At 48.8% G+C, this 26,392-nt stretch carries 23 protein-coding genes; 18 read left to right on the top strand and 5 right to left on the bottom strand.

Annotated elements, in window-relative coordinates:
- Positions 1-5 precede the first annotated feature (5 nt).
- Genes F5971_RS09300 through F5971_RS09280 form a run of 5 tightly spaced genes read left to right on the top strand, consistent with a single transcriptional unit; the run spans position 6 to position 5,468 of the window.
- Positions 6-1,040, top strand: coding sequence for a polysaccharide biosynthesis protein (locus F5971_RS09300; RefSeq protein ID WP_193494809.1), 1,035 nt, complete (start codon positions 6-8; stop codon positions 1,038-1,040).
- A 3-nt stretch (positions 1,041-1,043) separates the two neighbouring features.
- On the top strand, positions 1,044-2,165 hold the full coding sequence (gene wbjC, locus F5971_RS09295) for a UDP-2-acetamido-2,6-beta-L-arabino-hexul-4-ose reductase (RefSeq protein WP_193494808.1): 1,122 nt from the start codon (positions 1,044-1,046) through the stop codon (positions 2,163-2,165).
- Positions 2,166-2,192: 27 nt separating this feature from the next.
- Positions 2,193-3,335 (top strand): non-hydrolyzing UDP-N-acetylglucosamine 2-epimerase, encoded by a 1,143-nt coding sequence (gene wecB / locus F5971_RS09290; RefSeq protein ID WP_193494807.1) that lies wholly within the window; start codon positions 2,193-2,195, stop codon positions 3,333-3,335.
- The gene (locus tag F5971_RS09285; protein ID WP_193494806.1) at positions 3,335-4,504 is read left to right on the top strand and encodes a glycosyltransferase family protein; all 1,170 of its coding nucleotides are present in this window, start codon (positions 3,335-3,337) and stop codon (positions 4,502-4,504) included. The genes wecB and F5971_RS09285 overlap by 1 nt, the downstream gene beginning before the upstream one ends.
- Before the next feature lies 1 nt (position 4,505).
- Positions 4,506-5,468 (top strand): UDP-glucose 4-epimerase family protein, encoded by a 963-nt coding sequence (locus tag F5971_RS09280; protein WP_193494805.1) that lies wholly within the window; start codon positions 4,506-4,508, stop codon positions 5,466-5,468.
- Here the strand turns inward: F5971_RS09280 and F5971_RS09275 are convergent, their stop codons facing one another.
- Both F5971_RS09275 and F5971_RS18675 read right to left on the bottom strand, forming a co-directional pair.
- A complete protein-coding gene (locus F5971_RS09275) occupies positions 5,469-6,218 on the bottom strand; it encodes an RES family NAD+ phosphorylase (RefSeq protein WP_193494804.1) in 750 nt (249 codons plus the stop codon).
- Position 6,219: 1 nt separating this feature from the next.
- Entirely contained in the window at positions 6,220-6,468 is a 249-nt protein-coding gene (locus tag F5971_RS18675; RefSeq protein ID WP_281348311.1) for an MbcA/ParS/Xre antitoxin family protein, read from the bottom strand.
- A gap of 45 nt (positions 6,469-6,513) precedes the next feature.
- Between F5971_RS18675 and F5971_RS09265 the strand changes: the two genes are divergently transcribed.
- Positions 6,514-6,945, top strand: a complete 432-nt coding sequence (locus F5971_RS09265) for a nucleotidyltransferase substrate binding protein (RefSeq protein WP_193494803.1) — start codon at positions 6,514-6,516, stop codon at positions 6,943-6,945.
- A complete protein-coding gene (locus F5971_RS09260) occupies positions 6,929-7,279 on the top strand; it encodes a nucleotidyltransferase family protein (RefSeq protein ID WP_051514587.1) in 351 nt (116 codons plus the stop codon). The genes F5971_RS09265 and F5971_RS09260 overlap by 17 nt, the downstream gene beginning before the upstream one ends.
- Before the next feature lie 41 nt (positions 7,280-7,320).
- Here F5971_RS09260 and F5971_RS09255 read toward each other — a convergent pair whose 3' ends face one another.
- From F5971_RS09255 to F5971_RS09245, 3 genes are all read right to left on the bottom strand, one after another.
- A complete protein-coding gene (locus tag F5971_RS09255; protein WP_193494802.1) occupies positions 7,321-9,315 on the bottom strand; it encodes a methyl-accepting chemotaxis protein in 1,995 nt (664 codons plus the stop codon).
- A 353-nt stretch (positions 9,316-9,668) separates the two neighbouring features.
- On the bottom strand, positions 9,669-11,357 hold the full coding sequence (locus tag F5971_RS09250) for a choice-of-anchor I family protein (RefSeq protein WP_223116302.1): 1,689 nt from the start codon (positions 11,355-11,357) through the stop codon (positions 9,669-9,671).
- Between the two features lie 74 nt (positions 11,358-11,431).
- Positions 11,432-12,433, bottom strand: coding sequence for a porin (locus F5971_RS09245; RefSeq protein ID WP_193494800.1), 1,002 nt, complete (start codon positions 12,431-12,433; stop codon positions 11,432-11,434).
- 245 nt (positions 12,434-12,678) lie between these two features.
- Between F5971_RS09245 and F5971_RS09240 the strand changes: the two genes are divergently transcribed.
- The 11 genes from F5971_RS09240 (at position 12,679) to F5971_RS09190 (ending at position 26,380) form a co-directional block, all read left to right on the top strand.
- Positions 12,679-13,701, top strand: a complete 1,023-nt coding sequence (locus tag F5971_RS09240; protein ID WP_193494799.1) for a putative 2-aminoethylphosphonate ABC transporter substrate-binding protein — start codon at positions 12,679-12,681, stop codon at positions 13,699-13,701.
- 188 nt (positions 13,702-13,889) lie between these two features.
- Complete coding sequence (locus tag F5971_RS09235) at positions 13,890-15,026, top strand: putative 2-aminoethylphosphonate ABC transporter ATP-binding protein (protein ID WP_425489334.1); 1,137 nt, start codon at positions 13,890-13,892, stop codon at positions 15,024-15,026.
- Position 15,027: 1 nt separating this feature from the next.
- Positions 15,028-16,725, top strand: a complete 1,698-nt coding sequence (locus tag F5971_RS09230; RefSeq protein ID WP_193494797.1) for a putative 2-aminoethylphosphonate ABC transporter permease subunit — start codon at positions 15,028-15,030, stop codon at positions 16,723-16,725.
- Positions 16,726-16,762: 37 nt separating this feature from the next.
- Positions 16,763-17,896, top strand: coding sequence for a 2-aminoethylphosphonate--pyruvate transaminase (locus F5971_RS09225; RefSeq protein ID WP_337588672.1), 1,134 nt, complete (start codon positions 16,763-16,765; stop codon positions 17,894-17,896).
- Between the two features lie 12 nt (positions 17,897-17,908).
- The gene (gene phnX, locus F5971_RS09220; RefSeq protein ID WP_036513294.1) at positions 17,909-18,736 is read left to right on the top strand and encodes a phosphonoacetaldehyde hydrolase; all 828 of its coding nucleotides are present in this window, start codon (positions 17,909-17,911) and stop codon (positions 18,734-18,736) included.
- On the top strand, positions 18,733-19,629 hold the full coding sequence (locus tag F5971_RS09215) for an EamA family transporter (RefSeq protein WP_036513296.1): 897 nt from the start codon (positions 18,733-18,735) through the stop codon (positions 19,627-19,629). Before phnX ends, F5971_RS09215 begins: the two co-directional genes overlap by 4 nt.
- Positions 19,630-19,644: 15 nt before the next feature.
- Positions 19,645-20,310: an HAD family hydrolase gene (locus tag F5971_RS09210; protein ID WP_036513298.1), complete on the top strand. Its 666-nt coding sequence runs from the start codon at positions 19,645-19,647 to the stop codon at positions 20,308-20,310.
- A 97-nt stretch (positions 20,311-20,407) separates the two neighbouring features.
- Entirely contained in the window at positions 20,408-22,435 is a 2,028-nt protein-coding gene (locus F5971_RS09205) for a PhoX family protein (protein WP_193494796.1), read from the top strand.
- Between the two features lie 164 nt (positions 22,436-22,599).
- A complete protein-coding gene (locus F5971_RS09200) occupies positions 22,600-23,634 on the top strand; it encodes a GGDEF domain-containing protein (RefSeq protein WP_036513299.1) in 1,035 nt (344 codons plus the stop codon).
- Positions 23,635-23,782: 148 nt separating this feature from the next.
- Positions 23,783-24,148, top strand: coding sequence for a response regulator (locus F5971_RS09195; RefSeq protein ID WP_036513301.1), 366 nt, complete (start codon positions 23,783-23,785; stop codon positions 24,146-24,148).
- Between the two features lie 54 nt (positions 24,149-24,202).
- Entirely contained in the window at positions 24,203-26,380 is a 2,178-nt protein-coding gene (locus F5971_RS09190; protein ID WP_193494795.1) for a chemotaxis protein CheW, read from the top strand.
- Positions 26,381-26,392: the final 12 nt, after the last annotated feature.

Here is a 26,392-nt window from a genome sequence, read left to right as displayed (position 1 = left end):
CAGTTTTGTTTACAGATAAAGTCTTGTTGATAACGGGAGGCACTGGCTCCTTCGGTAATGCGGTACTGAACGGATTCTTAGACACAGACATTGCCGAAATCCGTATTTTCAGCCGTGATGAAAAAAAACAGGATGATATGCGCAAGCGGTATTCGCATCCTAAATTAAAGTTTTACATTGGAGATGTGCGCGATTATCAAGCGGTGTTGAATGCCACGCGTGGTGTGGATTATATTTTTCATGCGGCGGCACTTAAGCAGGTCCCGTCTTGTGAATTTCACCCGATGGAAGCGGTAAAAACCAACGTCATTGGGACTGAAAACCTATTAGAGGCCGCCATTCAAAACGAAGTCAAGCGCGTGGTGTGCTTAAGCACCGATAAAGCCGTTTATCCAATTAACGCCATGGGTATTTCTAAGGCGATGATGGAAAAGGTCATGGTAGCGAAGTCACGCAATGTTGACCCTGCGAAGACCGTGATTTGCGGTACGCGCTATGGCAACGTGATGGCTTCTCGGGGCTCGGTTATTCCACTGTTTGTCGATCAGATGCGGGCTGAGCAGCCATTGACCCTTACCGACCCAAACATGACCCGCTTTATGATGACCTTGGCGGATGCAGTCGACCTCGTGCTCTATGCCTTCGAAAAGGGGAATAACGGCGATATGTTCGTGCAAAAGGCTCCCGCCGCGACTGTTGAAGTCTTGGCCCATGCGTTGTCGGATCTGTTGGGCAAGCCAAATTATCCGATTAACATCATCGGCACCCGTCATGGAGAGAAGCTCTATGAAGCGCTGCTCAGCCGTGAAGAAATGGCCTGCGCCGAAGATTTAGGGGGGTATTATCGCATTCCACCTGACCTGCGTGATTTAAACTATTCCAAGTATGTTGAGCAGGGCGAGGAAAAAATCTCGCACGCAAGCGATTACAATTCGCACAACACTCAACGTCTTGATGTTGCGGGTATGCAGCAACTGCTCTTAAAGTTGGAGTTTATTCGTGAACTGCGTGAAGGCCGTTACGTAAACCCAGAGGAGTAAACAATGCGTGTTTTGGTAACGGGTGCCGATGGATTTATTGGCAAAAATTTGTTGGTGCATCTGTCAGAACGCAAGAATGTTGAGGTGATTCGCTTTACCCGAGAGCACTCAGCTGACGATTTAGCATCGATGCTCGTGGGCGTGGAGTGTGTGTTTCATTTGGCGGGCATAAACCGTCCACAAGATCCTGAAGAGTTTGAGCGCGGTAATACAGGCTTAAGTCAGCAATTAGCGGATGCGTTTGTGGCGTCGGGTTGTAAAGCGCCCATTCTGTATACCTCTTCTATTCAGGCTGAATTGGATAATCCTTACGGCGTGTCAAAGCGTGAGGCAGAAGAGGCCTTGTTGGCGCTGCGCGATCAACACCAGGTACCAGTTTCGGTATTCCGTTTGCCGAATGTGTTTGGTAAGTGGGCAAAGCCGAACTACAACTCAGCTGTAGCGACCTTCTGCCACAACATCGCGCATCATTTACCCATCCAGATTAACGACCCAGCGGCGATGATCAACCTCGTCTATATAGACGACGTTATCGCACATTTTTTGGAGTTGATGGATAAAAAACAACCGGGCGAGGCCTTCGAAACCGTTCAGCCAACTTATCAGGTGTCGGTCGGTGAGCTGGCCGAACAGCTTTACCGTTTCCGCGACAGCCGCCAAACACTGGTGACGGAGCCTGTGGGTGTCGGATTCGTGCGCGCCCTCTATTCAACCTATCTGAGTTATGTTCCGAAAGAGCGCTTTGCGTACGAGGTGCCCAAGTACGGCGATTCGCGCGGGGTGTTTGTGGAAATGTTAAAAACCCCGAATGCGGGGCAGTTTTCATATTTTACGGCGCATCCTGGTATTACCCGTGGCGGTCATTATCACCATACTAAAACGGAAAAGTTTTTGGTGATCAAGGGCACCGCCCGTTTTCAGTTCCGCCATATGCAGACTGGCGAGTTTCATGAATATGTGACCACGGGCGACAAACCGGAGATCGTGGAGACCATGCCAGGCTGGACGCACGATATTACCAATATCGGTGATGATGAAATGATTGTTATGCTCTGGGCGAATGAGATCTTTGATCGGGAAAAGCCAGATACCTATACCTGCCCATTAACACCGACCGACGTGTAACCTCGGTTTTGAAGACTAGAGTGATATATGACTAGCGTGGTAAAAAAACTTAAAGTAATGACGGTGGTGGGGACTCGCCCAGAAATCATCCGTTTGTCGCGCGTGATCGCTAAGCTGGATGCGCATTGTGAGCACATATTGGTGCACACGGGGCAAAACTACGACTACGAGCTAAACGAAATTTTCTTTCAGGACCTCGGCATCCGTAAGCCCGATTATTTTTTGAGCGCGGCAGGTGCGACTGGTGCGCAAACCATTGGTAATGTGATTATCAAGGTGGACCAAGTACTGGCTGAGGTTAACCCTGAAGCATTGCTGGTATTGGGCGACACCAACAGCTGCATGGCGGTGCTGCCAGCGAAACGGCGTAAAATTCCAACCTTCCACATGGAGGCGGGTAACCGTTGTTTTGATATGCGCGTGCCGGAAGAAATCAACCGCCGCATTGTCGATCACACCGCCGACATTAACATGAGCTATAGCACCATCGCGCGGGATTATCTGGTCGCCGAAGGCCTACCGCCAGATCGCATTATTAAAACAGGCAGTCCGATGTTCGAGGTGTTGAACGTCTACCGCGAAGGGATTGAAGCGTCGGATGTGTTGCAACGTTTAGGTTTGAAAGAAGGGCAGTTCTTTGTGGTGAGTGCGCACCGTGAAGAAAACGTAGATTCCGACAAGAACTTTATGAAGCTAGTCGACGTGCTGAATAGGGTCGCAGAACATTACGATCTTCCCGTGATCATGTCGACGCATCCCCGCACACAAAAGCGAGTGGACGCTTTGGGAATCAGCTTTCATGCCAATGTGCAATTGTTGAAGCCGCTGGGCTTTAAAGACTACAACAAGCTGCAGTTGAGTGCGAAGGCCGTCTTATCCGACAGTGGCACGATCAATGAGGAATCCTCCATTCTGAATTTCCCCGCCTTGAATATTCGCGAAGCGCACGAGCGCCCGGAGGGTATGGAAGAAGCAGCAGCGATGATGGTCGGGCTTGAGGTTGAACGGGTAATGCAAGGCTTGGCGATTCTGGACACTCAAGGCCGTGGTGAGCAGCGTGATTTACAACTCGTCGGCGACTACAGCATGCCGAACGTATCGGATAAAGTGGTACGGATTATTCACAGCTATCGCGATTACGTTATGCGTACCGTTTGGAAAGAATATTGATGTTTAAACGTTTGGATTTGGCTGTGATAAACCGCAGTTTTTGGCCAGTGTATCCGGTCATTGGCGAGGCGTTGATGCGCTTTTCCGAACAGCAAGCCAAACACCAGTCTGTTGGTGTCATTCTGCAGGATCATGCGGATATAAAGACACATCTTGCCAAAGAGAAGCGCGGCGATGGCGTGCAGTTTTTCCCTTGCCATGCGTTTTCTGTATCCGGCAGCAGCATTTTGCGTCGTGCCATCGATGCCGTATTTTTTATGTTGTGGGTGGCGGCCGTGTTGCTCATTAAACGACCCAAAAACGTCTATGTGTCCACCGACCCGCCTGTGTTAGTGCCTTTTATTGTCATGCTCTACTGTAAGCTGTTTCGGGCGAGCTATGTGTATCATTTACAAGATATTCACCCTGAAGCCGCCAACGTGGTTATCCCTGTACGGCCACTACTCTATCGCCTCTTATTGTCGATGGATGCGTTAACCATGCGTCATGCACAGTTACTGATCACCATCACACATGAGATGGCTGAGGAAATAAAACGCCGTTCGGGCACGACCGCGCCGATTCGGGTGTTATCCAACCCGTCTGTTTCCTTTGATCAGGTTGTTGTCCCGCCACACAAAGTGCTGGGCTTTACCTTTTGTGGCAATGCGGGGCGTTTACAACGTATCCCCTTACTGATTCGTGCCATTGATCAATACGCATCAGCCGGTGGAACCTTGCCGTTCGTGTTTGCGGGGGCAGGAGTCTTTGCGGGTGATTTACAGCAATTGGCGGATAAACATGACAATGTCACGTATAAGGGATTGGTGTCTGCCTCTGATGCGGCGCAGTTGAATGCCGACTATTGTTGGGCACTTTTACCGATTGAAGACGACGTGACACGGTTTGCCTTTCCGAGTAAATCCTCCTCCTATGTGTTTGCGGGAGCGAATATCCTGGCGATATGTGGTGCCCATACCAGTGTTGCGTCTTGGGTGCTGGATAACCGGCTGGGTGTGGTGATTGAGCCAGATGTTGAAACGCTCTGCTCCTTCTTCTTTGACGTTGAGCGGCATGTTGTGGATATGTCGGTGTTTGATACTGAGCGCAAGGAGCTCAAAGAAAGCCTTGGATTCGATGTGTTTGTGAAGCAACTAACCGATTTAGTCATTAACGAAGGAGAGGGCTAGGATGGCGCGGATATTACTCACAGGGTCAACGGGTTTTGTGGGCACAGCCTTGTTAGCTGCATTCAAAAACGTTACTGGAGTGCAGGTTGTGCCTGCGGTTCGTCGTGTAAGCGCATCGACCCCTGAAGGCTCGATTGCAGTAGGCAATATGGATGGTACCACGGACTATTCTGCCGCGATTCAGGGGATCGATATAGTGGTGCACGCAGCTGCTCGGGCGCATATTATGCGTGATGAAGTGGCCGATCCTTTGGCTGAATACCGTAAGGTCAATGTAGAAGGCACTTTAAAACTGGCCCAAGACGCTGCAGCCGCAGGCGTTAAGCGCTTTATTTATATCAGCTCGATCAAGGTGAATGGTGAGTCAACCACAGGACGCGATCCATTTTCGGCGACTCACCCGCCAGCACCGCAAGACCCGTATGGACTCTCTAAGCAAGAAGCGGAGGACGGACTGCGTCAACTGGCTGTCGATACAGGGATGGAGGTTGTGATTATTCGTCCACCCCTGGTCTATGGACCGGGCGTTAAAGCCAATTTTTTGAGCTTGTTAAAGGTGTCCGATACGGGGTTGCCACTGCCGTTTGCGCGGATTAAAAACGTGCGCAGCCTTGTGTACGTGGGCAATCTAGTTGATTGTATCATCCGCTGCACCCAGCATCCTGCGGCTGCGAATCAAACGTTTTTGGTGTCCGATGGTGAGGATGTCTCGTTACCCGAACTGGTTAAGCATATTCGCACAGCGTTGGGGCGCCCAGCTCGTTTGATGCCTGTGCCTGTTGGTTTGTTTAAGCTAGCGGGTGCTCTGACGGGTAAGCAAAGTGTGGTAGATCGTTTAGTTGGGGATTTGCAGGTGGATACCACCAATACGCGTGTGTTTCTGGATTGGACGCCTCCTTTTACGCTGGAGCAGGGGCTTCAAGCGACAGTGGCGGAGTATAAACAGTCGATTTTGACGAAGTGATCAAGCCGGTAAAGGAAACCTACCCTCAATCAAAAAATCGGTGAGCTGAAATTGAAATATGCGTTGTGAACGTATGGCTTTAAACGTCACCTGCGCTTGAGTGATCTCACAAAACCAATGTTCTTGGGTCTTTGGTTGGTGATCGACGAAGGCCTTTGGTGTGAATAGAGCGCAGCAGAGCTCATCCTGATTCAATCTTGCCGATCGATATTCAAATGCCTCGACCCCTGCTAGGCGCATGTCGGATCCAAGTGCTTGTGTAGGCGCGTAATCAGTAGGGTGACAGAGAGCCTGTTTGAACTGATCAAACGGGTCGACCTGTAACTGAATTCCCTTGACGGTTTGATAGGCGACACTAAACAAACAGTGTTCGGTTCTGAGCTTTTCAGATGGCGGATTGCCTAGCATGGATCGTAAAAAAACAAAGCGATAATAGGCGGATTTGCTAAGCGTGCTTTCAATCGATAGACCGCCGTAAAAAAGACTGGGTTCATGTGTGCGCCCAAACCGAGAACCCCATTTTAAAGGCGGATAACGAAAAGGTGTTTTCAAAAGGTAGTGTAAGCGATCAAAAGCACCGTTAGGATAACTCGGCTTTGATGTTTCCAGTAGATCCTCTAGTAATGATTGCTCCTCAAGGGTATCAACCAAACTGAGCGTAGCGGCTTGCTCTTGATTCTCGACAAGCCGAAATAGAACACCTTCAATAGGCTTAATTTGACCCTCGCCCTCACACTCAGACCAGATCATTTTATACTTTACCTCGTAATGCATCCAAGCAGGTCAGAACTCGAATAAGCCCTTGTATGGTTTGGACTTGTTCCGCCGGAACCCCACCCGTGAGCGTGTTCTGTGAGCGCATGAAATGTTTAATCCACGCAGCATCCCCTCCCGTTAAAGCAAAAAGCGCGCGTGCGACTCTGATATGATTGTTTCTGCAGGGTCTTGTGCAATTGCATTGACAAAGCCTTGCGACCTGAAACCGGTTGACACCCTGCAAGAGCAAAGATATGTTGGCCAACAACGCTAAAGAATAGGGAAGAGCATGACGGAGCAACTCGATTTAAGTACCTTAGAGAATGCAATTAATTCACTAAAAGAGGCGATAGCCGTCGTCAGCGATGATGTTTGGTTTAAACAGCAATCCTCAGCCGTGCAGCATACCCTGATTGCTGGCGTTATTCAGAATTTTGAGTTTGTCTATGAAATCAGCGTGAAGATGTTGCGCCGTCAATTGGAAAAAGACGCAGCGAGTCTCGATGAAGTCGATTCGTATAGCTTCAGAGATATGATGCGTACTGCGGGAGAGAAGGGTTTAGTTAGAAATGTTGAAGCTTGGTTTTCGTATCGGACTTTACGCAACATTACTTCACATACATACGATCATCAGAAAGCTCAAACCGTTTACCAAGCCTCCTATGCATTTGTTTTAGATGCGCAAGATTTACTGGAAAGGATAAATGAACGAAACCAATGATTCTAATATCAGTATATCCCCTAGGGAGCATGCAATCGTTCGAGACATTTTAAAGAAATATATTGCGCAATATGATGTCTGGGCGTTTGGCTCACGTGTTAAAGGTCCACACAAACCTTATTCAGATCTTGATCTTGTCGTCATGTCGAATCAGCCACTAGAGATTGGTGTTTATTCGGATTTAGTAGACGCTTTTACGGAGTCTGACTTGCCTTGGAAGGTTGATATTGTGGATTGGTCAACGACCAGCGCTACCTTTCGTGACATTATTTTGCAAAGACGTTGTTTGATTCAAAAAGGCAATGAACCGATTAGTAAGGTTGATCTGAAATGAGCTTGGTCAATCATAAATAGACCAAGCTCACCTCATTTCCCTCACTTCATCGCATTCAACCGCTTAGCAATGCCATCAATTTTCTCACTCATTGTACTCAGATGACTGGAGTCCGACGCGTTACTGTCTGTCAGTGCTTGTAAGCGAGAAACAAACTGGCTGAGTTCATGTGATACTTTTTGCTGTTCTCCGGCGGCAATTGATATTTGAGTGGCTTGGTCTGTGATTTGTGAAAACGCATCGACAACCTTCTGCAGATGCATTGCAGTTGTTTGCGTAGATTCAACAGCATGACCTGTTTCGCTCTGGCCTTGTTCCATGGCGGCCACGGAGTCTTGTGATCCTTTCTGTAAGCGGCTTAAAATCGCTTCTATTTCGACGGCTGAGCTTTCACTTTTTGCCGCTAAGCTTCGTACTTCATCAGCAACGACGGCAAATCCTCGTCCCGAGTCACCCGCACGCGCGGCCTCTATGGCTGCATTGAGTGCAAGTAAGTTGGTCTGTTCTGCAATCGCTCGAATGGCGCTGAGCATTCCATTGGCTTGACGGCTATCTTCATCGAGCTTAAGAATATTCTGTTGGGCTCGTGTAATGGTGTCAGCAAGCGTTTGCATGGTTGTTGCCACGCGGGACATTTCTTGTCCGCTGCTTAAAACGTCCTGATGAATGCGCTCAACCGTACCCTTGGTTTCATTCGCAAAACTAGCCACATCTTGGGAAGTGGCTCCCAGTTCTTCTGTGGCTGCAGCCAGCATATGGTTTTCATCACTCAGGCTGTTGGCTTTATTGAGAAACTCGTTACTGAAGCTTTTCAGTTGCTCGGCATCGTGCACAAGGCTTTTTGATTCGTTGTGGATCTCATCCAACAAGGCTTTTAATTTATTGCCATATGCATTGACTGCTTGGCGTAATTCACCAATTTCGTTCATCGTACCAGTGTCAAGTGCTTGAGCGCTATTCCCCTTGATTAACCCTTTAATCTGCTCTGTTGTCTGCTGAATTTTATGCAGCAGATTGCGAAAGAAAAAGGCGGCTAAAATACCCACTGTCACAAGAAGTGCTCCAATCGCCAGCATTAAAAAGAGGCCCATGCTTTGAGCCGTTGCAGTCATTTGACTTTTAGGTACCACCAAACCAATGATCCAGCCCGTCTGGGGGTGCCTAATCAGGTCGACATACGCCGCTTCGTTGAGAATGGCATCATTTGGCAACTCAATCACTTCAGACTCTCGCAAATTAAGAGCTTGTGTAATCACATTAGCTAGCCAAGGTATTTCTCGACCCAGCTCTGTTGCTGTGATTAAGCTATCATCAGATTTAACAATGTTTGCAGCGGATTTTGGAAAGCTAATCATTTGCCCTGTGGAGTCAATTGCGAATACGTACCCGCCATTCTCACGCCCATGCTGCTCTAGCACAGCCGTAATACCATCTAGCATCATGTCGACTGTGGCTACCCCTGTAAAACGTCCATTCTCATGGATTGGGACTGTACAGGTTACCATTGGAATCTGCGTAAAGGGGTCGATGTAGGCTTCAGACCAGCTGCAACGATCTAAAGGAGCGTTTCGGCCGACTTGGTACCAGCTCTCATTATGGTAGCCTGAACCCGTTGGATCGTTGTAGTCGTCTAGGTATTCGATTCCGCTATTTGAGCGACCCCAAAAAAAACTTCGACGTTGGACACCGGGTGTAAAGGTGTTGGGTTCAGGCCAAATGCCACCGCCTGCAATGGCAGAGTCTCCATGGTTGTCGATGATTTCAGGAAAGAGTTTTTTAAATAATGCCTCGTCTTTGGGAAGTTTTGAGGTTACCAGAGCTAGCGTGCTGGTAAGAAGCTGGATTTGCGCTAAATTTTCACTGAGTAAATCAGAGAGCCCTGCTTGATTAACCGAGATTTGTTGTTGCTGCTGTGAAATCAGGTCGGGTTTTACCTTCAACTCTACCACGGCGACAATCACGAGAAGTGCTAAAACGAGTATGCAAACAAAGGCCAGGTTGATTTGTTGACGTATCATCAGTGTTGGTTTGGACATAAACACCCTACCTTGCTGCAGATTAGAATTCTATTATTAATAGCATGGTGCTTTGTAAAGGTTAAGTAAAAATATTGTTACAATCCGAACCTTGACAAGGGAAAAGAGGGCTCTCGGAGTCTGACTTGCCCTGGAAGGTGGATATTGTGGATTGGTCAACGACCAGCGCTACCTTTCGTGACATTATTTTGCAAAGACGTTGTTTGATTCAAAAAGGCGATGAACCTATCTAGTAGACGGCAGAGATATGCTAGAGCACACATCTCTGCAAAAAACCTGACGTAGTAAGACTCAAGACCATCGTTCACCAAGGATGGATTGATGCCGAGTCTTGAGCCTTGATGCGTCAGAGCTTATTCCACAAAGTACACGGTCAAACTGCCACTGACTTCACTACCGACCAACAACATGGCTTTACCCGTTGGGCTTTGATCGGCATGAACAAACGCCATTCCCTCTGGTCCTAAGTCTCCCGCTTCTGGATTGGCTAACACGAGTCCATTCACTTCACGGTTGATCTCGACATCAAAGTTGCGATTATTCACGTAATCCACAAACTCGGTTTGATAGGGGTTGGTAATGTCGTAGACAAAAATACCGCCCATCCGCTCCATGCCAATAAAGGCATAGGTTTTATCACCCACTTGTCCGACGGCTAAGGCTTCTGGTTCGGCGCCCTTATCGTCGCTGCGGCTGTCAAAGCTTGGCTGCTCGCTGTGATTGCTGTTGAAATGCTCAGGAAAGCGTTCAGCAATGATCCGTTCAAACTCATTTGCACTGTCGTAAACCTGCACGAGCTGGTTGTTTTCTTCTTTCCAGATTGAGAATGAGCGCGCGCCATAGCTGTAGAGTGAGTCGAAGGTACAGCCCATCGGGAGACCTTGTGCATCTGGGGTGCAATCTGAATTAGCGCCTTGCACGGCCGAAATACGCAAGCGACCTAAATTTTCGGGGTCTGTCAGCTTACCTTCAAAGGCAGGAATGCCAGAGGTATCAATGGCGAGAGTGCCCCCGAGTTTCTTTTCAATATCGGCGACACGGAACTCTTCAGAGAAGCCCTTATAGTCTCGCGCATCGCCTTCATTGGCAGTTAAAATGTAAGACTGGCCCTGGTATTCATACAGGCTAATGGTATCGGGTTGATAAATCCCTAAGACTGGCCACTGGCGGATATTGATTTTGTCGTCTTTATCGCTAGCATCGAAGGCATTTTCCAGCAAACTGTGGTCTTTATATCCCAGAGGATAGATTGCGTCGACCGTTGCTTTTTCGATATCCACTTTGGCAAGTGCGTTGTTTTCTTGCAGCGCGACCCAAGCGAAGCGACTGTCTGAAGTGATGGTGATGTATTCAGGCTCAAGATCTTGAGCTACGCTGGCACCTGGACCGAAAATACGAATGCCCTGCTCAATCAATGCCGCTTTCTGATCATTGAATGCCGTAAAGTCCGCTGTGCGCACGATGGCTTTGTCTAAGCCTGGACGAATATCGACGATGGTAATCGAGCCTTCAGGATCAAGGGTATAGTCATCGTTTGGCTCACCTTCGTTGGCGCTAAGAATATAGTGGCCATTGGGTGAAAAGGTGACCATATCGGGTAAAGCACCGGCTGGGTAGGCCGTGATAAATTTGACCGATCCATCCAACTCTAATTGATAAACCGCGATATAGCCGATGTCTTGTTTAGGATTAGCTTCGATGGCCGCTGCCATTAAATTGCCATGCACGGCAACGCTATTGACGGCAGCCATGTTTGTACCAGTGATAGCGTTCATCACGTCAGCGGCAATATCCAGCGATTCGATCTTGATGGGTGAGCCTATTTCTGAGAGATCAATCACATCAACCTGTCCAGACAACGCATTGACGATGTAGGCCTGCTGTTGTGTTGGACTGTAGGCAACAATCTCGGCAGCGCTTTGCCCAAAGGGCACTGTGTCAGGCGCGTAACGACCAGCTTCGGTCAGCGTTAAGGCTTGAGCCGAAGTGGAAAGGCTGGCAGTGATGCATAGAGCAAGAGCGGCTTTTTTGAAAGTAGTCATCGTGTTCATCCATTAGAGGCAAGATAGGAATAAAAAAGGCTCATTACATGAGCCTTTTATCAAATCGTTCTCGATTAAAAATCTACGCGGTAACCGACCAAAAATTTGTCGCCACGGCTGGCATACAAAGGCTTGGTGTAATCATGGTATTCAGCATACACACGGCCACGGCCCATGCGCTGTTGAATGCCCAATGCATAGTGTCTGCCTTTCAGGTCTGCTGCGTTGTCTGGTTTGCGCTCTGTCTGGCCAAATTCGGCCATCAGGGTTGTACGATCAATCGCGTAGCTTGCGCTGATCACGTATTCATTCGCTTTACCCTGAGTTCTAACAAAAGAGCTGCCGCCAGTTTTGTCTTCCAAGTGAACGTATTTGGCTTTCAAGGTCAGGTCAGAGACTTTAAAGCCTGCCGCTAAGCCCCAAGTGTTTTGGTCAATACCGTAGCTACCTGCTGCACTTTTAGCAGATTTGGCGTTACCAAATGCACCGGCGAAATAGAGGTTATTGGCATCATAGGCAAGGCCTAAGCTGTAACCATCAACCATGCGGTCTTTAGGACCCGTTGAACCGCTGGTTCTGATGTCATCACCTGCAAACACAGCTGAAGCCGAGGCTTGTAAGCCGTTCATTTTTGGCGATGCATACACAAGGGTGTTGCCTTGACGACGGTTGAACTGACGTGCCACCTGTGAGTGACCGCCCTGAGCACCTGAGTTGAAGTCATCTGCATACGCGGTGACTAAGGCTTGGATTGGAGCGTCTTGCTTACCACCCGTCAGGGTACCCCAAGAGCCTGTAGCCCCTAACCAAGCATAACGGCCTCCATTTGAAACCAACGCACCACTGTTAATATCCAGTGCTTGTTCCCAGCGGAAGATCCCTTTGGTGTCTTCAAGACCAAGATCAACAGTGCCGCGTAGACCAATACGTGTGCTATCGTCGTCTAAAGACATGGATTTGTTGTCTTCTTTGGCCATTGCCATTCTAAAAGATCCGTAAAGAGTCGCATCGGCCATGGCCACGGCTGGCACGATAAGACTGCTGGCAATTGCCATACACAGAAGTGACTTTTTCATTAAATTCCCCTATGACGCCTGTTTAAAATTAAGTGAGTACACAAAAATCGAATCAAACTAGTATGTTGTGAAGTAAGACGTCCTGTCTGGGCTGCGATCATAGGGTCTATTTGTTGCATCAGGATGTCAGTTAAATGACATTTTCGCTCATGAGAAAACGTAATTAACAGTTCATCAAAATGTCATGCAGTTGTCATAAGTCGCTTTTAATATCTGGTCTATACCAATACAAGGGGGCTTCACTCATGTCATTTACTACCTTTAAGAAAACCACGCTCGCTTTAGCGACAGCTTTGTGTGTCTCGACGGTGGCTTCGGCAACCGAATTGACCGTGTACACGGCGGTTGAATCAGATGACTTACAAAAGTACGCGCAGCGTTTCAATCAAGCACATCCAGACATCTCTATTCGTTGGGTTCGTGATTCTACGGGGGTTATGACCGCGCGTTTATTGGCTGAAAAGGATAACCCAAGAGCCGATGTGATTTGGGGATTGGCGGCGACCAGTTTGCTGTTATTAGATGAAGAAGGGTTGTTAGAGCCCTATGCACCCAAAGGCGTTGAGTTACTGGATCCTAAGTTTGTCGATGCGAACACACCACCTGCTTGGGTAGGGATGGACGCATGGGTGGCGGCAATTTGCTACAACACGATTGAAGGCGAAAAGCATGGCGTGCCGATGCCAACGAGCTGGGAGGATTTGACCAAGCCTGAATACAAAGGCCATGTGGTGATGCCAAACCCAAGTTCTTCTGGTACGGGGTATTTGGACGTGTCGAGCTGGATTCAGCTGTGGGGTGAAGAAAAAGCATGGCAATTCATGGACGGTCTGCATGAAAACATCAGCCGCTACACGCATTCGGGTTCAGCGCCATGTAATTTGGCGGGATCCGGTGAGGCAATTGTCGGTGTTTCCTTCGCATTCCGTGCCGCACGTTTGAAATCGCAAGGTGCACCGATAGAGGTGGTTTTCCCATCTGAGGGCTTAGGCTGGGATATGGAAGCCGCGGCCATTGTGAAAGGCACGAAGAACATGGATGCGGCCAAAACCTTGATGGATTGGGCTGTCAGCCGTGATGCCAACGAGCTTTACAACGAAGGTTATGCGGTGGTGGCGATGCCTGGAGTGGCAAAGCCTATTGAGAATTATCCTGCAGACATCGTTGAGCGCATGATTGATAACGACTTCGCCTTCTCGGCCGTGAATCGTGATCGCATCCTTCAAGAATGGCAGCGTCGTTACGATGCTAAGTCAGACTCTAAATAAGTCGAGCCAAGTCAGTAGATCCCCGTCTTCGCGGGGATAACAGCCCTCGCAAGAGACGGCTGCTTGCCCCTAGCACGAGACGGTTAGGTGAAAAGCAGCCGCCCTTGTGGGGCTGTTTTTTTGTCGAGGATAAGCCGGGGTGTTAATCACGCGGTCTTGGGGATTCAATGGGTGATGTTATGAGAACAATGCAACAACCGTCGTTGGCGGCGTTGGTCGGACAGACGGCGTTTATGCCGGATTCGGATGTATCTGAGTCAATTTGTTTAGAAATTGAAGGGCTGAGCAAGTCCTTTGGTGCGTTTGTAGCCTTAAATACCATCGATCTCACCATTTATGAAGGTGAGTTTGTTTGCTTTTTAGGGCCGTCCGGCTGTGGAAAAACCACCTTATTACGTGCGATTGCTGGGTTAGAGCCTCAATCGAGCGGACGTATTGTGCAAATGGGTAAAGAAATCTCACATTTGCCACCACAACAGCGTGATTTCGGCATCGTGTTTCAGTCGTATGCCTTGTTTCCCAATTTAACGATTGCAGACAACATTGCCTATGGTTTGCGCAATCAAGGGCACTCACGTCAGGCGCTGCAAGCACGTGTGCACGAGCTGATGTGTTTAATTGGTTTGGAAGGGTCTGAGAAAAAGTATCCTGCGCAATTGTCGGGCGGCCAACAGCAGCGTGTGGCCTTGGCAAGGGCTTTGGCGACGAAGCCAGGGTTGCTGTTGTTAGACGAGCCGTTGTCGGCATTGGATGCACAGGTGCGTGTGCATTTGCGTCAACAGATTAAAGCCTTGCAAAAGACCTTGGGTGTGACCACGGTGATGGTGACGCATGATCAAGAAGAGGCCTTAACCATGGCGGATCGTATTGTGGTAATGAACCACGGTGTGATTGAGCAGATTGGAACGCCAGAAGAGGTCTATCGTCATCCAAAGAGTGCATTTGTTGCTCAATTTGTTGGCAATATGAATTTCTTGAGCGCAGAGGTGTGTTCTCCAACGGCCGTGATGCTCGGCGCGCAGCGCTACACCACACAGCCTCATGCTTTTGAAAACAAACGCCCCGTGCATCTGGCGATCCGACCCGAAGAGGTGGTATTGACGTCTTTAGGGCAGGCGAGTTCGCAGCTCGAAGCACGTGTGATCCATATTGAATACTTAGGTGCTTTTTTACGCTTAACCTGTGATGTGACGAGCGCCGACGTGCAGTTGCGCGTCGATATTCAGCATTCAGAGGCTGTGCAGCATCAGATCCAACTGGGCAAAGACGTCCATTTGACCTTACCCGCCGCCAGTTGTCGTGTGTTCAGGCAGGATGGTCACTAGTATGTCAACCTTAACAACGTCCCGCATCACGGGCCTTTTTAGTGTCAATCAAGAGGCTTGGGTTAAACTGGGTTTGATGCTGATAGCCTTGGCCCTCATGTTGATTGGCTTAGTTTTTCCTTTATACACGCTCTTGTTGAAAAGTGTGCAAAACTCGGCGGGTGACTTTATTGGCTTGGCCAATTATCGGCATTACTTCTCAACCCCTTCATTGGTTAATTCAATCGCGAACTCGTTTTTCATCGCGATCATGACCATGTGTTTAGTGGTGAGCTTAGCCTTTGTGTGTGCCTATGGCATCACACGCACCTGCATGCCCGGTAAGCGGGTGTTTAAAGTGTTAACCCTCTTACCGATTTTAGCGCCCTCGTTGTTACCGGCGATTAGCTTGGTATATATCTTTGGTAATCAAGGCTATTTAAAAGGTTTGTTGGGCGGTGAATCTATTTACGGTCCGATAGGGATTGTCATAGGTATGTGTTTCTGGATTTTTCCGCATGCCTTAATGATCTTGGTGACGGCCTTGTCCAACAGCGATGCACGTTTGTATGAAGCGGCACGCTCCTTAAAAACACCAGCGTGGCGAACGTTTCTGACCGTGACCTTGCCGGGTATTCGCTATGGGTTGATCTCGTGTGCGTTTGTGGTATTTACCCTTGCCATCACGGATTTTGGGGTGCCGAAAATCATTGGTGGGCAATACAACCTATTGGCAACTGACATTTACAAGCAGGTGGTCGGTCAACAAAACTTCCAGATGGGCGCCGTGGTGAGTATGATTTTGTTGTTGCCTGCGGTCTTAACCTTTATCGCAGATCGCTGGGTGCAACGTAAGCAAACCGCTCAATTATCGGCACGTGCGGTACCGTATCAGCCCAGTCCATCTCCTGTTCGTGATTGGGTTTTTGCGCTCTTGTGCTTCTCCGTTGCGGCTGTCATTTTGTTAATGATTGGCACGGCTGTTTATGCATCCCTTATTCAGTTCTGGCCTTACAACTTGAGCTATACCTTGCGTCATTATCAGTTTGATGGCTTAGGCGGCAGTGGTTGGGAGTCTTGGTTCAATTCGTTAAAAATGGCATCCAGTGTTGCGGTGATCGGTACGTTGGTTATTTTTACCGTGGCGTGGATGGTTGAAAAAACGAAGGAGTTTGGCCTGTTGCGCCAGTGGGTGCATTTATTCGCAATCTTGCCGATGGCCGTCCCGGGAATGGTGCTCGGCTTGGCGTATATTTTCTTCTTTAACCATCCGAGCAACCCTTTAAATATACTCTATGGCACCTTGGCGATTCTGGTTTTGAATACGCTGGTGCACTTTTATACCGTGTGTCATTTAACCTCAATGACGGCTTTAAAGCAGCTGGACCCTGAGTTTGAAGCGGTCGGAGCTTCATTAAAAGTGCCGTTTTGGCGCACCTATCTGCGTGTCACCTTACCCACCTCCTTACCAGCGGTGTTGGATATTTCGGTGTATTTGTTTGTGAATGCCATGACGACCGTGTCGGCGGTGATTTTCCTCTATGGACCCGATACACGTCTAGCATCGGTTGCGGTGCTGCATTTGGATGAAGCAGGTTACTTTGCCAGTGCAGCGGCCATGTCCGTGTTGATTTTGCTGACGTCGGTTGTCGTCAAAATTCTGCACGCCATGTGTACACACCTAATACTGAAGCGCTCGCAGATATGGCGTCAGCGTTGATTTTACTTTCGACTCTATCCGTAGATTGGATGAAATGATGAAACAAGAACCCTACTTATTAACGCCCGGTCCACTCACGACGTCGACCCGAGTCAAAGAAGCCATGCTGCGCGACTGGGGCTCGTGGGACAGTGATTTTAACGAAATTACGAAAGACGTGTGCCAACGCCTGCTGATGATTGCCAATGCACAGGCATCCCATGTGTGTGTTCCGATTCAGGGCAGCGGTACGTTTGCGGTTGAGGCCGTGTTTGCCACCTTGCTTGATCGTACCAGTAAAACCCTAGTGTTGATGAACGGTGCCTATGGACAACGTGCCGCGAAGATATTACAGCGTATGGGTCATGCCCACGTCACGCTGGATAAGGGCGATTATTTACCGCCGCTGCCTCATGAAGTTGAGGAACTATTAATCGATGACCCCGCCATAACACATGTGGTGTTGATTCATTGTGAAACCAGTTCAGGCATTCTCAACCCCTTGGACAGTATCGCTCAGGTGGTTGCAGAGCAGGGGCGGCAGTTGATTGTGGACTCGATGAGCGCTTTTGGTGCCTTGCCTGTGGATGCAGCTCAATTACCTTTCACGGCCTTGGTGTCTTCGGCCAATAAGTGCCTTGAAGGGGTGCCTGGATTTGGTTTTGCGTTGATCGAGAGACAGGCATTGTCCGTCTGTGAAGCGCGCTCACCGTCACTGTCCTTGGATTTGTACGATCAGTGGCAGTACTTGGAGAAAACCGGTCAATGGCGCTTTACACCTCCGACACATGTAGTGGCCGCTTTTCATCAGGCGCTTAATGAATATGCAGAAGAGGGCGGGCAGGCCGCACGCTTGGCGCGTTATACCCGCAATCGTGATCGATTGGTGTCGGGTATGCGTGCGTTGGGGTTTGCCACACTGTTAGAGGATGAGTGGTTGTCACCGATTATTACCACCTTTATTGCGCCAAGTGATCCTGCATTTTCCTTCTCCGATTTTTATCAATGCATTAAGGCGCAGGGCTTTTTGATTTACCCCGGTAAGTTGACCGAAGTCGATAGTTTTCGCATTGGCTGCATTGGTCAGTTATTTGAAGCTGAAATGGATCAAGTGCTCCTGGCTGTTGCCAGTGCGTGCCAAACCCTAGGTGTAACACTGGATGCGCAGCATCTACCAACGAAATCTGAATAGAGGAGAGGTTCGATGTACCGATATAAAAGACGTTACACGGGGCCTGTACAGGCTGTGATTATGGACTTAGCGGGAACCTGCGTCGATTTCGGTTCTTTGGCACCGATTCAAGCCTTTCAAGCCTTATTTGCGGAAGAAGGCGTGCCCATCTCCATCACAGAGGCTCGGGCACCCATGGGAAAAGAAAAGCGTGAGCATATAGAAGCCTTATTGGCTATGCCGCGTATTGCACAAGAATGGCTGGCAGTGAAAGGCACTAAGGCTACGGATGAGGATATTGATCGGCTTTACCATGCGTTTGTTGTGCATCAGGTTGCGGCCATTGCCGATAATCATCAGTTGATTTCTGGCATTGATTTGGTGATGGAGTACTGCGATGACATGGGCATTTTGATTGGCGTGAATACGGGCTATAGCCGTGAAATGATTCAAGGTCTGTTACCTGCGATGGCTGAACAAGGCTTTACACCGGACTCGGTCGTCTGTGCCAGCGATGTTCCGGCTGGACGCCCCTATCCTTGGATGTGCTTAACCAATGCGCAAGCGTTGGAGGTCAGTTGCGTGCAAGCCTGTGTCAAGGTTGACGATACGGCTGTGGGCATTGAAGAGGGTCTAAATGCAGGGATGTGGACCGTTGCAGTGGCCGTGTCGGGCAATCAAACGGGGTATTCTGAGGCGCAGTGGTTGGCGCTGAGTGAAGAGGAGCGGGATGTGCAAGCGATTGTTGCCCATCAAGCCTTGGCATCTTCAGGGGCGCACTATGTCATTGACTCAATTGCCGAGTTACCTGAGGTGCTAGACGATATCACCCTACGTTTAGCAAATGAAGAGCGTCCTTGAATAGTCTTGCACTGACACTGGTACTGGTTTCAGCCTGCTTACATGCAGGCTGGAATCTCTTAGGAAAAAAGCAACAGCCGTCACTGGCACTTTTCACCCTAATGATGTTGGCCGGGGCGATTGTCTTTAGTCCTTGGTTGCTGATCTATAGGGACTGGCTTGCCTTACCTCTGGAATTTTGGGGAGTCTGGTTGTTGTCAGGTGCCTTTCAGGGCATTTATATGGCGGGTTTAGCCTGGGCCTACGCGAGGGGAGACGTGAGTGTACTCTATCCTTTGGTGCGAGGCCTTCCCGTGATCCTAGTGCCTTGGGTAGGGGTATGGTTGGGGGGGTATCTCTATTTATCGACTCAGGATTGGCTGGGGATGTTTCTCATTTTCGCGGCCTGTGTCTTGTTGCCCTTACGAAGACTCAGCGACTTTCATTGGCGTTTTTATATGACGCCTGCGCTGGGTTTTATGTTGTTAGCCGTATTGGGCACGGTCGGGTATTCCTGGGTTGATAAACATGCCATTGATCTGATGCGGCAAGAAGGGATGATGCCCTTTTCAGCAGGCATGGTGTTTATGGTGTTGCAGGCATGGTCCGCTTTTTTATGGATGCTGCCGAGCTGTTTTATGTTTGCAACTGAGCGCAAAGCCTTGCGCCAACAATGGCAGAACAATATGCGTGTCTGCATCATGGCAGGTTCTATGGTATTGGCCACGTATGGTTTGGTGCTGATTGCGATGGGGCATACGCAAGACGTGAGTTACGTTGTGGCGCTCCGCCAAGCATCGATTCCGATAGGTGCACTGTTGGCCGTAATCTGGTTGAAGGAAGTCTTGTCCCCTATTAAGTGGATAGCCTTAACCATCATGATGCTGGGCTTGGTTTTAGTCGCATTACCTTAATCTTGAGAAGCAATAATGATCGAAAAAATAGCCGTATTTGATTTGGACCACACGTTAATTAAAGGCGACTCCTCTGCGCTTTGGGCAGAGTATTTGCATGAGTTGGGTTGGATCACAAGCCCTGACTTCAAACATCAACATCAGCAAATGATGGAGACTTATGCAAAGGGCAATCTGGATATGGGCGCCTATTTGGCGTTGAATTTGTCACCCTTAATAGGTCGTGAATCCAAGCAGGTATACGCCGAAGCTGAGCGTTTTGTCTCTGAGCGTATTCTCCCGTTGCTTTACGCGGATGCGGTGCATTTGCTTCACCAGCTACGACAGCAAGGTGAGCATTTGTTAATGATTTCCGCCAGTGAGGTATTTTTGGTTGAGCCTGTTGCAAATGCGTTGGGCTTTGATGGAGTGATCGGTATTGATGTCGAACACCATGACGGAAAACTAACGGGTAAGCCCTTGTTACCTATGAGTTATCAGGAAGGAAAAGTCCATCATTATCATGCCTACTTAGAGCGTTTAAATACCTCGGGTTCGCAAGTCATCAGTCGTTTTTACTCAGATTCTCACAATGATATTCCCTTATTAGAGAAGGTTCAGTTTCCCGTGGCCGTCAATCCGAATGAAAGGCTATTGCACGTAGCACAAGCGCAGCAATGGCCGATTTTAAACTGGAGTTGATCTTGGACTTAACGTTTTTGTCACAAAAATGCACCCAAACTGAAACACTTGTTTATTAGTCTTTTGCCACTGTCAATGAATCCAGCGGAGAAGCGCGATGAAGAATACACAAAGCACGATCTTGAGCATCGATAATCACGAGGGTGATGAGCCACTAAGCAACCACTCCGATAATGCTTCCTTTCAAAGCATTATCGAGAAGCGCATGTCACGCCGTACAATGATGAAAGGTAGCTTGGGCACGGCGTTGATGGGCTTTTTTGCAACGACGGCGTATTCACCTTTGGCGGCAGCAGGCAGCAATAAACACTCGCCTTTAATTGGTTTTGAAGCCATTGATGTCAGCGCTGCAGATACGGTTACCCTACCAAAAGGATACAAGCACCAGGTTATGTTGCCTTGGGGACAGCCCATTTCAGGTCATCAGCCAGCGTTCGATCCTTTAACCAATTCTGGTGAAGATCAAGCGCATCAAGTGGGCAGCCATCACGACGGGATGCACTTCTTCCCGATTGAAGGCAAAGATCCGTATCAAGGCAGCTCTGAAGACGGACTCTTGGTGATGAACCATGAGTACGTTGAGCCACGCTTTATGCATGCATCGGCCCAAGGAAAAGAGTTATCTCGCAATGCCGTACCTCTCAAAGCCGACGGTCAACGTGATGCTGATGAAGTTCTGAAAGAAATACATGGCCATGGCGTGAGTGTGGTGCGTGTTAAAAAGCAAGCCAATGGTGACTGGGCTGTTGAAGCCGATCCACGCAACCGCCGTATTCATGGCTTAACCGAAATGGAGATCAGTGGTCCTGTGCGTGGCACGGATTTTGTAAAAACAAAATTCAGCCCAGACGGCACAAAGACACGCGGCACTTTAAATAACTGTGCGCACGGTGTCACACCATGGAATACCTATTTGGCTGCAGAGGAAAACTGGGCAGGGTATTTCATTAACCATGGTGAGCAGCCGCGTGAGCAAACACGTTATGGTGTCACGAAAGAAGGCTCAGGTCGCTATGCTTGGGAATTGGCGGACACGGGCGCGGATGAATTCGTACGTTATGATGTGACGCCGAAGGGGGCATCTGCGACAGAAGACTATCGTAATGAAGCCAATGCTTTTGGTTGGATGGTCGAGATTGATCCGTTTAACCCAGACGTTGCGCCCGTTAAACGCACGCAGCTTGGACGCTTTGCACATGAGGGCGTTGTGTTCCAGCCTGCCGTTGAAGGTGAGCCAATTGTTTGCTACTCCGGAGACGATGCGCGTTTTGAGTACATATACAAATACGTCAGTGCTCAGCCTTACAAAAAGGAGACAGCAGGCGGTCATTTGTTGGACAACGGTACCCTGTACGTTGCGCGTTTCAATGAAGACGGCTCTGGCGATTGGTTGCCTTTAGTGTTTGGTATGGGGCCTTTAACACCGGCCAATGGCTTTAACAGCCAAGCCGATGTTCTGGTCAACACACGTTTCGCGGCGGATACCGTCGGTGCGACTAAAATGGACCGCCCAGAATGGGGTGCCGTGGATCCTAAGACCAAGGATGTTTATTTTACACTGACCAATAACAGCCGCCGTACGGAAACGGATGCAGCGAACCCACGTGCGGAAAATGACTGGGGGCAGATCGTTCGTTGGACGGAAGCCGATGGTCAGGTGAATGCCAAGTCATTTAACTGGGATCTGTTTGTGTTGGCTGGACCTGAGTCCGATTCGGATCTGGCTGGCGCCAGCTTGGACGGTGGCAATATCTTTAACAGCCCAGATGGCTTGTGGTTCGATGCAGATTCGCGTTTATGGATTCAAACCGACATGAGCGAAAGTGTCGTGAATACTGGAAAATGGGAGCAGTTTGGCAACAATGCCATGTTGGCCGCCGACCCGGTTAATAAGATTATCCGTCGTTTCTTGGTCGGCCCTGTTGGACAAGAAATCACGGGCGTTGTAACGACGCCTGACCAAAAAACCATGTTCGTCAATGTTCAGCATCCCGGTGCGACAACCTCTCCAGAAGACTTTGCCAAGGGTTCCTTGGTCAGTCATTGGCCGCATGATGGGGCGCTGTATCCACGCTCTGCGACTCTGGTGATTACCCGTGAGGACGAAGGCATCATCGGTGCGTAAGTCGTTAGATTAATCGACTGCTGACTCTTTTAAAAAGCCCTGCCCAGCGTCATTATGACAGCGGCGGGGTTTTTTATACCTAAAAGATAAATCTAACATTGGAATAAAGCCGATTCTCTGTATATTATCTAATCTACGTTAACTATACGCTTAAAGGTTTCGTTTTGTCTTTAACACCTCACCTGCTAGATCGGTTGGCATCGCTGACATCCATTCGTGATCTTGAGTTGCTTGAATTCAGCATGCTGAAAACAGTACACGAGCTTTTCCGTCCTGAGCAAGTGATGATGCTCAAGTACGATTCGGATGGTGAGGTTCGGTTTACCCTGCGGTATGGCCATAATGGAAATTATGATAGCCAAACGCTGCGTAAAAAGTTGATTGATGAACCCGAAGTGCTCAGTGCTCTTCATATTTCTCGACGCTTAAAAACCACCTATCATTCTAAAAAAGCCAATGGCAATCATATTTCCATTTATCCAGTATTGGATCTGCAACTCTTAAGCGTGGCATTGGTGGTTGAGTCGCGGCGTATCAATTCTCAGAATGATTCGCGTGTTATTCATGCGTTATTGCAGATCTATCGCAACTTTTGTCAATTAATAGAAGATTCACAGCGCGATCAACTCACGGGGTTGCTGAACCGAAAAACCTTCGATGACAGCATCCAGCGAGTGATCGGCATGTCGAGTGAGCGTTTTCCATCCTTTGGAGATGATGACCGCCGTGCTAGCGTAGAGGGTGAACCTGTGTATTCCCTCGGTCTGATTGATATTGACAACTTCAAGCAGATCAATGACACACTGGGCCATATTTATGGCGATGAGGTGTTGTTACTCATGTCGCAAATTATGCGTCATACCTTTCGTGAGAGCGATTTGATTTTCCGTTTTGGTGGTGAAGAGTTTGTGGTGATTACCGAAACGGATTCAACGGATACGGCAATGGTGGCCTTTGAGCGCTTTCGGGCGGCCATCGATGAGTACGCCTTCCCCCAAGTGAGCCATGTCACGGTGAGTATTGGTGTCGTTGAAGTGAATTCAATGGATGTGGTGCATACGTTGCTTGATCGTGCGGATAAAGCCTTGTACTACGCAAAAAATCATGGGAAAAATCGAGTGTGTTCTTATAAAGAGCTGCTTGAACGAGGGGCCGTCAAAGAGCCTACCTACTCCAGTGGTGATATAGAGCTTTTTTGAGAAGGTGTTTCCAGCCGAGTAAGGCCAGGTTTCGTCTTTGGATAATTTCTTGATGCGCCTCAACGTGATTGTGTCCTTTGCATGATATAACGTGTTGCGAAAGCGCATCCATCGTCTTTCAATAGTCAATAAAAGTTTGAGGTTGTATATGGGTAAGTCAATACTGACGGTTGATGACTCAGCCTCCATTCGTCAAATGGTAAGTTTTACGCTGAAGGCGGCTGGGTATTCAGTCACTGAAGCATCGGATGGAGTACAAGGGTTAGATAAAGCAAAAACGGGACATTATGATTTAATTTTGACTGACCAGAATATGCCCAATATGGATGGGTTAACGTTGATTCGTCAACTGCGGACTTTGCCAGCGTATCGATCAGTGCCCATATTAGTTTTGACCACGGAAGCGGGGGACACGATGAAAATGCAGGGCAAAGCGGCGGGTGCGACGGGCTGGTTGGTGAAGCCCTTCGATCCACAAAAATTGATAGATGTTGTTAAACGCGTGATCGGCTAACGATTTGTTTTCCTTGCAGGGTGATGTCTCTCCTGCAGCATTAGGGAGTCTAGGATGAGCATCGACCTGAGTCAGTTTCATCAAGTGTTCATTGATGAAGCCTATGAGCATCTCGACGCGATGGAGCAGTTGCTCTTAGCCATCGATATCGAGCACCCCAATCTTGATGATTTGAATGCAATTTTTCGTGCTGCACACTCCATTAAGGGGGGGAGCGGCACGTTTGGCTTTTCAAATATTGCGGATCTGACGCACGCCTTAGAGAGCCTACTGGATAAGCTCCGTAAGGAAACGTTGCCGATTACGCATGAGATGGTCAGTGCCTTTTTAGCCTGCGGTGATCTTTTAAAGCTGATGTTGGAAGCGCATCAAGACGGGGGGGACCTAGACGAGCAGCGTGTAACAGATATGAAGACGCTTTTGCTCAGTTTAGGGGAAGAGGCTTCGATACTGGAGGATTCCGCTACGCATACACCGACCCAATCACCGGTTACTACGTATCGAATTCGTCTTCATCCTGACTCGGATATTTTTTCGGGACCGGCCTCCTTTGAGGCACTGGTGGCTGATTTATCCCGTTTAGGCACTTTGATCTTAATTGCGGATCAGGGAGCAGGGCGCTATGAGTGGACTTTAACGGGCTCGGTTGTGTTACAGGATCTGCTCGATACCTTTGCCTTTATTTGCCAGGATTATGAAGTCACCATTACTGAGGAGCCTGCCGTCGTCGAAGATGAAGGGTTTGGTTTCTTTATGGACCTTCCTGAGCCATCCTCAGCATCGGATGCTGATTTTGGTTTTTTTGTCGATGAAAGCGAGTTGCCAGCGTCGCAGGCTTCAGAGGATTCTGGCTTTGGCTTTTTTGTCGACGAGACAGAGTTGCCTGCAGTTAAACAGGCACAACAAGAGACAGAGCAAGGCTTTGGTTTTTTTGTGCCTGAGTCTGAGCTGCCCAAACAAGCCGCCTCGATTAAGGAATCGCCTGCTGCCGTGGCCCCTGTACCCGTGTCTGCGCCTCGTAAATCGAAACAAGCCGATGCGAGCAAGGCACACGCCGAGACCTCCATTCGAGTGGGTGTGGAAAAGGTGGATCAGCTCATTAACCTAGTGGGTGAATTGGTGATTACGCGCTCGATGTTGGCTCAATCGGTAAGCGAGCTTGATCCTGTGCACTTTGAGACGATTCATAAGGGATTGGTCAATTTAGAGCGTAATTCACGAGATCTGCAAGAAGCCGTGATGTCGATCCGTATGCTGCCAATAAACTTTGTGTTTGGGCGTTTCCCTCGCGTTGTGCGGGATCTGACACAAAAAATGAGCAAGAAAGTGCGATTAAAGCTCGTCGGTGAAGAGACCGAGTTGGATAAAGGCCTCATTGAAAAATTAGCGGACCCCTTGACTCACCTATTGCGTAATAGCATCGATCATGGCATCGAAATTCCCGAGGTACGAAGAGCCGCAGGTAAGCCTGAAGAGGGCACCATTACGCTGAGTGCAAGTCATCAAGGGGGCAGTATACTGGTGCAAATTACCGATGATGGTGCAGGTTTAGACCGCGAAAAACTCATCGCTAAAGCACGAGAGAAAGGACTGCCGTTGTCTGATAATCCGACGGATAAAGAGGTCTGGCAGTTAATTTTCGCACCGGGCTTTTCGACGGCAAAAGAAGTGACGGATGTATCGGGGCGTGGTGTCGGTATGGACGTCGTTCAACGTAATATTTCGGAAATGAAAGGCCAGGTTGAAATTGAATCCGCTCAAGGCGTCGGAACCACCATCGGACTGCGTTTACCGCTCACCCTCGCTATATTGGATGGTATGATTTTGCGTGTGGCTGATGAGGTCTTTGTCTTGCCACTCACTCGCATCCTCGAGTCGTTTCAGCCAGATTCATCGCAAATGAAATCGGTTGCTGGGCAGGGGCGCGTGGTGCAGATGCGTGGAGAGTATCTTCCATTGGTCGAGTTGCATAAATTATTGGGTATTCAACCGCAGTATATGCGTCCAGAAGAGGGCATCTTAGTGGTTGTCGAAACGACGCAAGACAAGGTTGCCCTTTTTGTCGATGAGTTGATTGCACAGCAACAAGTGGTCATTAAAAGTTTAGAAACCCATTTTCGTAAGGTCGATGGGTTGTCAGGCGCAACCATCATGGGCGATGGGCGCGTGGCCTTGATTCTGGATATCGACCGCTTAGCACGTATGCACAGCACCTTTCAAGCACATAGTTAATTGAGGCCTATT

The organism is Nitrincola alkalisediminis, assembly GCF_009821115.1.
GTDB lineage: Bacteria > Pseudomonadota > Gammaproteobacteria > Pseudomonadales > Balneatricaceae > Nitrincola > Nitrincola alkalisediminis.
Note: the sequence above shows the minus strand (reverse complement) of the source record. Positions and strands in the feature narration are given on the sequence as shown.